General features: G+C 49.7%; 12 protein-coding genes. 3 read left to right on the forward strand and 9 right to left on the reverse strand.

The annotated features are described in order from the left end of the window. Nucleotides 1–129: 129 nt before the first annotated feature. Genes wrbA through OMP95_RS12050 form a run of 4 tightly spaced genes read right to left on the reverse strand, consistent with a single transcriptional unit; the run spans nucleotide 130 to nucleotide 2,558 of the window. Nucleotides 130–720 (reverse strand): NAD(P)H:quinone oxidoreductase, encoded by a 591-nt coding sequence (gene wrbA, locus OMP95_RS12035; RefSeq protein WP_266329169.1) that lies wholly within the window; start codon nucleotides 718–720, stop codon nucleotides 130–132. A gap of 7 nt (nucleotides 721–727) precedes the next feature. Continuing rightward, a complete protein-coding gene (gene arsC, locus OMP95_RS12040) occupies nucleotides 728–1,078 on the reverse strand; it encodes an arsenate reductase (glutaredoxin) (RefSeq protein WP_266329170.1) in 351 nt (116 codons plus the stop codon). Beyond that, the gene (gene lapB, locus OMP95_RS12045) at nucleotides 1,075–2,256 is read right to left on the reverse strand and encodes a lipopolysaccharide assembly protein LapB (RefSeq protein WP_266329171.1); all 1,182 of its coding nucleotides are present in this window, start codon (nucleotides 2,254–2,256) and stop codon (nucleotides 1,075–1,077) included. The genes arsC and lapB overlap by 4 nt, the downstream gene beginning before the upstream one ends. Before the next feature lie 8 nt (nucleotides 2,257–2,264). After that, the gene (locus tag OMP95_RS12050) at nucleotides 2,265–2,558 is read right to left on the reverse strand and encodes a LapA family protein (protein WP_266329173.1); all 294 of its coding nucleotides are present in this window, start codon (nucleotides 2,556–2,558) and stop codon (nucleotides 2,265–2,267) included. A gap of 153 nt (nucleotides 2,559–2,711) precedes the next feature. Here OMP95_RS12050 and fdxA point away from each other — a divergent pair, with 153 nt between their 5' ends. After that, complete coding sequence (gene fdxA / locus OMP95_RS12055; RefSeq protein ID WP_266329175.1) at nucleotides 2,712–3,035, forward strand: ferredoxin FdxA; 324 nt, start codon at nucleotides 2,712–2,714, stop codon at nucleotides 3,033–3,035. A 461-nt stretch (nucleotides 3,036–3,496) separates the two neighbouring features. Here the strand turns inward: fdxA and OMP95_RS12545 are convergent, their stop codons facing one another. From OMP95_RS12545 to ftsY, 5 genes are all read right to left on the reverse strand, one after another. Continuing rightward, nucleotides 3,497–3,637: a transposase domain-containing protein gene (locus OMP95_RS12545; RefSeq protein WP_416234652.1), complete on the reverse strand. Its 141-nt coding sequence runs from the start codon at nucleotides 3,635–3,637 to the stop codon at nucleotides 3,497–3,499. A 169-nt stretch (nucleotides 3,638–3,806) separates the two neighbouring features. Continuing rightward, nucleotides 3,807–4,667, reverse strand: coding sequence for an RNA polymerase sigma factor RpoH (gene rpoH / locus OMP95_RS12060; RefSeq protein ID WP_266329177.1), 861 nt, complete (start codon nucleotides 4,665–4,667; stop codon nucleotides 3,807–3,809). Nucleotides 4,668–4,771: 104 nt separating this feature from the next. After that, entirely contained in the window at nucleotides 4,772–5,713 is a 942-nt protein-coding gene (gene ftsX, locus OMP95_RS12065) for a permease-like cell division protein FtsX (RefSeq protein ID WP_266329179.1), read from the reverse strand. Beyond that, the gene (gene ftsE / locus OMP95_RS12070) at nucleotides 5,706–6,356 is read right to left on the reverse strand and encodes a cell division ATP-binding protein FtsE (protein ID WP_266329181.1); all 651 of its coding nucleotides are present in this window, start codon (nucleotides 6,354–6,356) and stop codon (nucleotides 5,706–5,708) included. Before ftsE ends, ftsX begins: the two co-directional genes overlap by 8 nt. After that, on the reverse strand, nucleotides 6,356–7,420 hold the full coding sequence (ftsY, locus tag OMP95_RS12075; protein ID WP_266329183.1) for a signal recognition particle-docking protein FtsY: 1,065 nt from the start codon (nucleotides 7,418–7,420) through the stop codon (nucleotides 6,356–6,358). Before ftsY ends, ftsE begins: the two co-directional genes overlap by 1 nt. Nucleotides 7,421–7,483: 63 nt before the next feature. On the opposite strand from ftsY, the gene OMP95_RS12080 reads away from it, so the two are divergent. Together OMP95_RS12080 and OMP95_RS12085 are read left to right on the forward strand one after the other, a co-directional pair. Continuing rightward, the gene (locus tag OMP95_RS12080) at nucleotides 7,484–8,851 is read left to right on the forward strand and encodes a M16 family metallopeptidase (protein WP_266329185.1); all 1,368 of its coding nucleotides are present in this window, start codon (nucleotides 7,484–7,486) and stop codon (nucleotides 8,849–8,851) included. Beyond that, the coding region (locus OMP95_RS12085; RefSeq protein ID WP_266329187.1) for a M16 family metallopeptidase at nucleotides 8,841–9,797 on the forward strand (957 nt) is incomplete at its 3' end. The genes OMP95_RS12080 and OMP95_RS12085, both read left to right, overlap by 11 nt.

Here is a 9,797-nt window from a genome sequence, read left to right on the forward strand (position 1 = left end):
GGACTGTTTTTGCGTCCAGCGGCGTTGTCACTCACTCATGTAGGGCAACTACATCACGCTCATTCCGCCTTGCTGGACACAAAAACAGCCTCCAGCAGTGGTGAAGATGAGACGTCAACAGACCCTATATCATTTTAATTTCAAAGCCGTTTCTGCAATACGTTTACCCAGGGCGCAGCAGAGTTGCGCCTCATTATCACTGAGCATGCGTTTGTTCTGACTGCCGGCCAGATGACTGGGCCCGTAGGGGGTGCCGCCGCCATCAGTGAGCATTAATCCGGCTTCGCTGTAGGGTAAACCCATGATCAGCATACCGTGATGCAGCAATGGTAACATCATTGATAACAGTGTACTTTCCTGACCGCCGTGCATACTGCCGGTAGACGTAAACACAGCGGCAGGTTTGCCGATGAGTTCTCCTGATAGCCAGATATCACTGGTGCTGTCGATAAAATATTTCATCGGCGCGGCCATATTGCCAAAACGGGTCGGGCTGCCTAATACCAGCGCCGAACAATGTTTCAGATCATCATGCGAGACATAAAGATGCCCCTCCGCTGGAATGCTGTCTTCTATTGCTTCACATACGGCTGATATGGGGGGAACTGTACGTAATTTGGCATGACAGCCATCGATCCGCTCCACACCACGGGCAATCTGCTCAGCCATGGCTTTTACATGGCCGGAACGGCTGTAATAAAGAATCAGAATGTCGGTCATAGGCTGCTCAGAGAATATCCAATACGGCTTCCGGTGGACGCCCTAGCTTAGCCTTGTCTGCATGGATAACAATAGGTCGTTCGATCAATTTGGGATGAGCAATCATCGCAGCAATCAGGTCATCTTCGGATAATGTCTGGTCGGAGAGATTCAGTTCCTTATAGTCAGCTTCTCCTTTGCGGAGCAACTCCCGTGCGGACATGTTGAGCTTGCCTAGAATAGATTTGAGTTCTGCCGCCGTTGGCGGGCTTTTCAAATATTCAATGACTTGAGCATCGATGCCTTGTTGCTCCAGCAGAGACAAGGTTTGTCTCGATTTGCTACAGCGCGGGTTGTGAAAGATTTGGATGGTACTCATCGTGAAGGCTCCAACAGTTTTTCTAAAGCAGATAAATGTATTTCAATCGGACGAATGGTTGTCCACCGCGAGCAGCCGGGGCATTGCCAGTGCAAAGTACGCCCTGAGAAGCCGCAGTTTTTGCAGGTGTAGCGATCGCCTTTGTGAATTAACGCAGTGGTGACATCTTTGATTAAAGGGATTAACACCTGATGATTTTCCTCACCCAGAATGATCAGGTGATGCAGACCTTCCACGGAGGGGTGCTGATGCAGCTGGCGATATAGAAACTGCTGAGCAGCCTGATTACCTTGTTGTTGCTGAATTATTTTTGTCAGCATGATGCGGGCTGAAGTCATATGTGGATGTCTTACCAGCAGTTGTTGCAGCCATTCTTTGAAGGCATCCGTATTACCAATACGGTCATAGCAAGTATGTAGCAGTGGCAACGCTTCGGGCAGGAAAAAGTGATTTTGCTGCTCTATTAGTTGCAAAACCCGTATGGCTTTGCGGTGCTGGCCTGACTTGATCAGGATTTTGCCTTCCAGCAGGCTTGCTCTGACGCAATCCGGGTCGTAATGATGTGCGCTGCGTAACATATTGAGTGCCTCATGACGATCTTTGTCAGCGATGGGCTCTGCCAGTTCACAGTAAAATTGAGCAATCAGTGCACGGGTATTGGTTTTTTTATCCGCTGGGATTTGCTTTGCTGTTTTGATAGCGTTGTGCCAGTTCTTTTCCTGCTGATAGATGCGCACAAGTTGTTGGGCCGCTTCCGGAGGGGGCGGTGTTTGCTGTAGCAGTTCCAGAAATAGCAGTTCGGCACGGTCCAGCACCCCTGCATTCATATAGTCCAGACCGAGTTCAACCAGTGCCTGGATTCGTTGCTGGCTGCTCAGGCTCGGGCGGGCAATCAGGTTTTGGTGAATGCGAATGGCACGATCAGTCTCGCCCCGACGGCGAAACAGGTTGGCCAGCGCTAAATGTGTTTCTACGGTTTCGCTGTTTACTTCCAGCAGGCCAATAAATACATCAATGGCTTTATCCGGCTGTTCATTGAGCAGGTAATTGAGGCCTTTGAAGTATTCAGGGCTGAAAGGGGAGTCCTGGGGGCGATATCGGCGTTTGTAGTGTTTACGCGCCAGCAACCAGCCTGACAAGGCTGCAAGAGGAAGTAAGAAAAACAGCCATTCCATCATGGTCGGTTTCAGTGCGTATCTTTGATCGGTAGAATGCGCAGACTGTTAAGTTCCTGTTCAGAAACGGATAGTTTATGTTGCAGTCGACGATTCTCATACCGAAGTCTTAACGTGCTCAGAAACAATATTACTGCACCCAGTACCACGCCTGCCAGCATCGCCATGACCATCAAAGCCGCTAGCGGTAGTGTCAGCTCACCATAATAGTAATTCACCGTGACCGGCACCATGTTGAATGCGGCAAAAATAGCGCTGATTAAAAAAATCAGTGCAAACACAAGCAAAAAAATGATTTTTCGCATACTGCGGAGTTCCTCAAGTTTACTGGCATTGGGGGCAGAGCCCATCATACCGCAAAATCTATCCTTGCCCAGAATCAGGGCAAATCATGTAGAATTATCAATTAACTTGACAGGGTCGGTCCTGTATAAAATCGTGATTTTGGAGAATTCACCATGACCTTTGTTGTCACAGAAAATTGTATTAAGTGTAAATATACTGATTGTGTCGATGTCTGCCCAGTAGATTGTTTTCACGAAGGTCCTAACTTTTTGGTTATCGATCCTGACGAATGTATTGACTGTACGCTGTGTGAGCCTGAATGTCCTGCTGAAGCGATCTTCTCGGAAGATGATTTACCAGATGAGCAAATGGAATTCCTGGCAATTAATGCTGAATTATCTCAGGCTTGGCCTGTTATTTCTGAAAAGAAAGATCCGTTGCCCGACGCGGAAGAATGGGATGGCAAAACAGATAAAACCCCGCTATTGGAAAGATAAGTTCTGTTTAAACAGATATAAAAAAAGCCCGCTTTAAACTAATACCATTCAGTTAGGCCTTACCCGCTTTTTTCCGAATGGGATAACGTATTCGGCTTACCTTCACGGCCCTCGCAACAAGAGGGCCGTTTTCGTTCTGGTACGATGAAGCGTTTGACGTGGGCATGTCGCTCGCGCAGTTTCTTCGGAATAGAGCCATGTGCCGCGATGGCGCATCACAAGAATTAAGCCTGTATGTAGCGCAATGCCATCACGAATGAGATGCGGTTCGGGAGTACCTTGGCTTCTTGCGCTATGCGACTGATTTCAACCCGGAGCAGGTTGTAGGCGCTCAGAAACCTACACCGCAAATGGCTCATCGCCCAAGCGTTCACGCGCCTGGGGCAGGGCACCGTGCCGGTAGCGCGTTTTGGCAATACCAGATCGAGTTTGTCGCAGATATCGGCTATCGAGCGGTTACGCTACAAACCTATGCCCAGCACTGACCAGACCACCTGTTCGGCGGGCAACTTGCGCTTGCGGATACTGGCCGTCCTAAAGGCCTGCAAGACTTTTTCAATCCATATGGGGCCGGGATGGCGTGTTGAAAGGTGCTTAATGATTCCGCCGGGCTCAGCCTAACCTACTCACCCCAACCCTGCCGATACTCCAAATAAAAACTCCCGTTCAGATTACTCTGAACGGGAGTTTGATCCTGTGTTCGATCAGATGCCAGGGCTTAACTGATCGGTATTACGCTTAATGCGGGCTTTTTTATATCCAATTATGGGGTCAGGCCATCATTTTTTTGAGTTTTTTCATCGCATTGTTTTCAATCTGGCGGATACGTTCGGCAGAAACCTGATATTGATCAGCCAGCGTGTGTAATGTGGCTTTATCATCCTCGTTGAGCCAGCGTTGCGTGATGATGTCGCGGCTGCGATCATCCAGCGTAGACAAGGCATTGGTCAGCTTCTGCTGCTGATAGTCGCTGTAGTTATCATGTTCCAGCTGGTGCGAGGGATCAGTATTCTCCGGTGCAGTCAGATAAGCTACGGGCGAATAATGATTATCTTCATCATCAGTATCAGCAGGCATATCGAAAGAAGCATCAGGCTGAGCCAGGCGACGTTCCATTTCCATTACATTAGCCGGAGTGACACCCAAATCTTCTGCTACAGCTTCGACTTCTTCCTGATTTAACCAGCCCAGACGCTGTTTAGCGCTGCGCAGGTTAAAGAACAGTTTACGTTGTGCTTTGGTGGTGGCAATTTTGACAATACGCCAGTTACGGATCACATATTCATGAATTTCAGCGCGAATCCAGTGCACGGCAAAAGAAACCAGGCGAACGCCTTTTTCCGGATTAAAACGTTTAACGGCTTTCATCAGGCCTATATTGCCTTCCTGAATCAAATCAGCAACCGGCAAACCGTAGCCGCTGTAACCTTTGGCAATTCTTACCACAAAGCGAAGGTGCGACAGTACCAGCCGTTGGGCTGCTTCCAGATCACCTTCCTGCTGCAAGCGGGTGGCTAAGTCGTATTCTTCTTCAGCAGTCAGAACAGGGATAGTGTGCACAAGACTGGTGTAAGCATCGAGATTACCAATCGGTGCCAGAGCCATTTCGTATTGGGCCACATTTGTTGTCATCTGCGCGGTCTCCTAAGAGTCATCGGGTAATAATAGCATCAAAATGATTAATACAACTATAGGGTAAACAGTTCAGGAAAAAGTTCCTTTGTGTCTGCTTCTGATCAGGTCGGTTCGATGTCGTTAAGGTGACGGCCTACCGCCAGCCAGGCGCCCAGCACACCTAATATTGTGCCAAACAAGGGAAGTGCAATAAACATTTGTCCGTTCAGCCAGTTCAATGTGAACTGACTGTCATACTGCGAAGCCAGTTGGTTTACCGGACCATTGATAGTGAGCAGGGTAAGCAACAGTGTTATCCAGGCAATAACGCCACCGATCAGGCCATACCAGAATCCGGTGTAGAGAAAGGGTCTGCGAACAAAAGCATTGGTGCCCCCTACCAGTTTGATAACACGGATTTCTGCCTGACGATTTAAAATAGCCAGCCGAATCGTATTGCCGATCACCAGCAACACGCTCAGCGACAGCAAAATGGCGAGGATACTGATACCGCGTTCACCGGTTTCATTAATACTGTGGAGCCTTTGCAGCCATTCCATATCAAGCTGTGCCAGTTCTACTTCCTGCATATTTTGCAAGCGCTGCAGCAGGCTATGTAATGCTTCGGTTTCAGTCTCTCCGGCTACAGGCTGTATCACAATGACCGGGGGTAAAGGGTTACTGGGCAGCGTATCCAGCAGATCATCCAGACCGGATAACAGACGAAATTCTTCCAGTGATTGTTGAGCTGATTGATAATGAACGGCGTTGATATCAGGCCAGGTCAGCAGTTGCTCTGCCAGCTGTTTACCTCGGGCATCAGTGGTTTTGTGATGCAAAAATAACGAAATCTGACTGGCATCGTCCCATTGGCTGCTGACCTGCTCGACATTTTTAAGCATCACATAAAGGCCGGCCGGTAATGCTAAGGCGATACCAATAACCAGTACTGTCATGGTGGTTGCCGCAGGCTGGCGCCATAACTGGCCCAGGCTGTAAAGCATGACCTGAAGATGACGAATAAAATAATTGTGAATATTGAGTTTCAGCATTTTTTTACGCAAGACGTCCCTGATGCAAAGTGATCTGACGATAGGGCATCCGGTTTATCAGATCCTGATCATGGGTGGCGACAAATACCGTGACACCCACCTGATTGAACTGCTCAAACAAATGCATGATTTCACGAGATAAGGCCGGATCCAGGTTGCCGGTAGGTTCGTCAGCCAGCAGTACCGGCGGACGATTGACCACGGCGCGGGCGATGCCCACCCGCTGTTGCTCACCGCCGGACAGGGCAATAGGCAAACTGCGTTCTTTACCCAGCAGACTTACTTTATCCAGCGCTGCCCGCACCCGGCGTCCGATTTCACGGTGATTTTCACCGGCAATAATCAGGGGTAAAGCGACATTGTCGAACACAGTGCGATCATGCAGCAGATTGTGATCCTGAAAAACCAGGCCGATTTTGCGGCGGTAATAAGGTACTTTCCATTTGGGCAGACGGGTCAGGTTCTGGTTGTTGACCCAGACCTGGCCGTGCGAGCTGCGTTCTATCAAGGCGATCAGTTTGAGCAGTGTGCTTTTACCGGCACCGGAATGACCGGTGAGAAAGGCCATTTCGCCCTTGTTCAATTCAAAACTAAGTCCGGATAGTGCTTCGTGCTGATTGGCGTAGCGTTTGTAAACTTCACTGAACCGAATCATTAGTTGTCTTCACGCCCCAGTAAAGCGTCAACAAAATCGGTTGCATCAAACTGACGTAAGTCGTCAATTTTTTCACCGACACCTATAAAGCGGATAGGCAGGCCGGTTTTGTTGGCAATAGCGAAAATAATGCCGCCTTTGGCCGTACCGTCAAGTTTAGTCAAGGTAATACCGGTGAGGCCCACTGCCTGGTTAAACTGCTGTGCCTGTTGTAAGGCATTCTGGCCGGTACCGGCATCCAGTACCAGCATGATTTCATGTGGAGCGGTTTGGTCAATTTTACCCATCACTCTTTTGACTTTCTTCAACTCTTCCATCAGGTTGGACTGGGTGTGCAGGCGGCCTGCAGTATCGGCAATAAGAATATCGATATTACGTGCCTTTGCAGCCTGCAGCGCATCAAAAATAACGGAAGCTGAATCCGCGCCGCTATGTTGGGCGACAACAGGAATATTGTTACGCTCACCCCATACCTGGAGCTGCTCTACCGCCGCTGCACGGAAGGTATCTCCGGCGGCGAGCATGACAGATTTACCTTGTTGCTGGAATTGTTTGGCCAGCTTGCCGATGGTGGTGGTTTTGCCGACGCCGTTAATGCCCACCATCAAAATAACGAACGGATCGGGACTATCCGGAAGTTTCAGTGGCTGGCAACTGGGTTGTAGAATATTGATCATATCTTCGCGCATCGCGTTAAACAGCGCTTCGGCATCACCCAGTTGCTTACGTGCTACCCGCTGGGTCAGATCATTGATAATGGCGGTGGTGGCATCAACGCCCAAGTCGGCGGTGAGCAACTGGGTTTCCAGTTCATCAAGCAGATCGTCGTCAATGGTTTTCCGCCCCAGAACCAAAGTGGCGAAACCTTCGGTCAGCTTAGTGCTGGTGCGGCTCAAGCCCTGTTTCAGACGGCCGAACAGGCCCGGTTGTTCTGCTGTTGTGTTGACGGGCTCGGTTACTTTGACCGTTTCAGTGTCAATAGCTTGCTGCTCAACCGTTTTTTCCACGGTTGTGACCGATTCTGATGCCGATGGTTTGGTTTTTTTTCTGAGGAAACTAAACATATTCTCTGCTTGTCGTTACACTTCGACGGTCAATCTTACCATGTGATGAATCAAGAGATGCAGATGCTGAATTTAAAAAAATTAGTCTGGGTAGCGTTGCTTATCCCGATAGCCGCCTTCGCCGAAGTAAGCGAGTTTGAACTCGATAATGGCCTCAAACTCATAATCAAAGAGGATCACCGGGCACCGGTTGTGGTTTCCCAGGTCTGGTACAAAGTAGGCTCAAGTTACGAATACAATGGCATCACCGGTATCTCTCATGTGCTGGAACATATGATGTTCAAGGGTACTGAAAATCTTGAGCCAAACGAATTTTCTCGCATTATTGCCGCCAACGGTGGAGAGCAGAATGCCTTTACGGGTCGTGATTACACGGCTTATTTTCAGACTTTGCAAAAAGATCGGCTGGAAGTGAGTTTCCGGCTGGAAGCCGAGCGCATGCGCAATCTGAAAATCGACCCGGATGAGTTACTCAAAGAACGGGAAGTTGTCGCAGAAGAACGCCGAATGCGGACTGAAGACAACCCTCATTCGCTACTCAGGGAAAATTTCAATGCCACCGCATTTATGAGTAGCCCGTATCATCACCCGGTTATTGGCTGGATGAGTGATATCAACCATTACCAGGCCGATGATCTGACTGCCTGGTATCAGAAATGGTACGCGCCCAACAATGCGACCGTGGTGGTAGCCGGAGATGTGGAGCCTGAGTCTGTTTACCGGCTGGCCCAGCAGTATTTTGGTCCATTGAAACCGGAGCAGATTGGCAGCCTCAAACCACAGATTGAAGTGCCACAGAAAGGTTTGCGGAAAATAAAAGTTAAAGCGCCAGCGGAGCTGCCGTACCTGATGATGGGCTGGAAAATCCCGGTTGTAGCCACAGCCAGCGAGGAAGCTGCCTGGGAACCTTATGCACTGGAAGTGATGGCCGGTATTCTTGATGATGGTAACAGTGCGCGGTTTGCCAAAGAACTGGTGCGCGAACAGCAAGTCGCTACCAGCGTCGGAGCCGGTAATAACCTGTTTTCACGGCTCAAGGATTTGTTTCTGGTGGCGGGCACTCCGGCACAGGACAAAACCGTCGAAGATCTGGAACAAGCGGTGCGCGAGCAGATTGAGCGTCTGAAATCAGAACAAGTAACAGCAGAGGAACTGGAACGAGTGAAAGTACAAGTAGTAGCTGAAACGGTGTATCAACGGGACAGTGTGTTTTATCAGGCCATGCAGCTCGGCATGCTGGAGACCATCGGCCTTGATTGGCAATTGAGTGAACAATATGTCGATAACGTAAAAGCGGTAACGGCGGAGCAGGTACAGGCAGTGGCAAATAAATATTTTATTGATGATAGGCTGACTATCGCAGAACTGGTACCTTTACCTGTGGAAGGACGTCGTCCAGCGGCACCTGCAGGAGGCAATCATGTCCACTAAATGGCTCATTTTTTTGCTGACAATTATTGTCACCACCACCGCAGTTGCCAGTCCGGATATTGAACACTGGATAATGGATAAAGGCGCCAAAGTTTATTACGTCAATGCACCGGAATTACCCATGGTGGATATCAAACTGGTGTTCAATGCCGGCGCGGCCCGCGATGGCCTTTTGCCCGGCACTGCACGTATGACTAGCGCGATGCTGGATGAAGGCGCCGCCGGTCTGGATGCAGATCAGATCGCTGCGGCGTTTGCCGATGTCGGTGCCAAGTATGGCGCCAGTTCCGAGCGTGATATGGCGGTGCTGAGTCTGCGATCGCTCACCGAACCAAAGGCGTTGGAGCAAGCATTGAACACGTTTAGCACAGTGCTGAGCAAACCTGATTTCCCCCAAGTCTCATTCAGGCGTATTCAACAGCAATTGCTGAGCGGTCTACAGGCAGAAAAGCAGTCGCCATCAGCCATGGCGGCGCGGGTCTTTTACAAAAACCTGTATGGCGATCATCCTTATGCCACCATGCCCGCAGGTGACAGCGAATCGGTCAGTCGGCTGACCGTTGCTGATCTGAAACGTTTCTATCAGCAGTTTTATGTGGCAAACAATGCGGTGATAGTGATAGTCGGCGCGGTAGATAAAGCACAAGCCGGACAGATTGCGGAACAGGTAGTGTCAGGTTTGCCGGCAGGCGAAGCCGCGCCGGCGTTGCCGCAAGTGGACCAACTCAAACAACCACAGCAGGTCAAAATCAGTCATCCTGCGTCACAAACCACGATCATGATGGGGCAACCGGGCATAAGCCGTGATGATGCCGATTATTTTGCTTTGTATGTGGGAAATCATATCCTCGGCGGCAGTGGTCTGGTGTCGCAACTGAGCGATGAGATTCGGGAAAAACGAGGCCTGTCCTATAGTGTTTACAGTTATTTCCGACCGATGCACCAG

The sequence above is a fragment of the Methylophaga sp. OBS4 genome, assembly GCF_026319305.1.
Taxonomy (GTDB): domain Bacteria; phylum Pseudomonadota; class Gammaproteobacteria; order Nitrosococcales; family Methylophagaceae; genus Methylophaga.

What these genes read in the sequence shown, in the direction of transcription:
- wrbA (WP_266329169.1), bottom strand. Translation starts at nt 720, where the DNA reads ATGACCGACATTCTGATTCTTTATTACAGCCGTTCCGGCCATGTAAAA.
- arsC (WP_266329170.1), bottom strand. Translation starts at nt 1,078, where the DNA reads ATGAGTACCATCCAAATCTTTCACAACCCGCGCTGTAGCAAATCGAGA.
- lapB (WP_266329171.1), bottom strand. Translation starts at nt 2,256, where the DNA reads ATGATGGAATGGCTGTTTTTCTTACTTCCTCTTGCAGCCTTGTCAGGC.
- OMP95_RS12050 (WP_266329173.1), bottom strand. Translation starts at nt 2,558, where the DNA reads ATGCGAAAAATCATTTTTTTGCTTGTGTTTGCACTGATTTTTTTAATC.
- fdxA (WP_266329175.1), top strand. Translation starts at nt 2,712, where the DNA reads ATGACCTTTGTTGTCACAGAAAATTGTATTAAGTGTAAATATACTGAT.
- rpoH (WP_266329177.1), bottom strand. Translation starts at nt 4,667, where the DNA reads ATGACAACAAATGTGGCCCAATACGAAATGGCTCTGGCACCGATTGGT.
- ftsE (WP_266329181.1), bottom strand. Translation starts at nt 6,356, where the DNA reads ATGATTCGGTTCAGTGAAGTTTACAAACGCTACGCCAATCAGCACGAA.
- ftsY (WP_266329183.1), bottom strand. Translation starts at nt 7,420, where the DNA reads ATGTTTAGTTTCCTCAGAAAAAAAACCAAACCATCGGCATCAGAATCG.
- OMP95_RS12080 (WP_266329185.1), top strand. Translation starts at nt 7,484, where the DNA reads ATGCTGAATTTAAAAAAATTAGTCTGGGTAGCGTTGCTTATCCCGATA.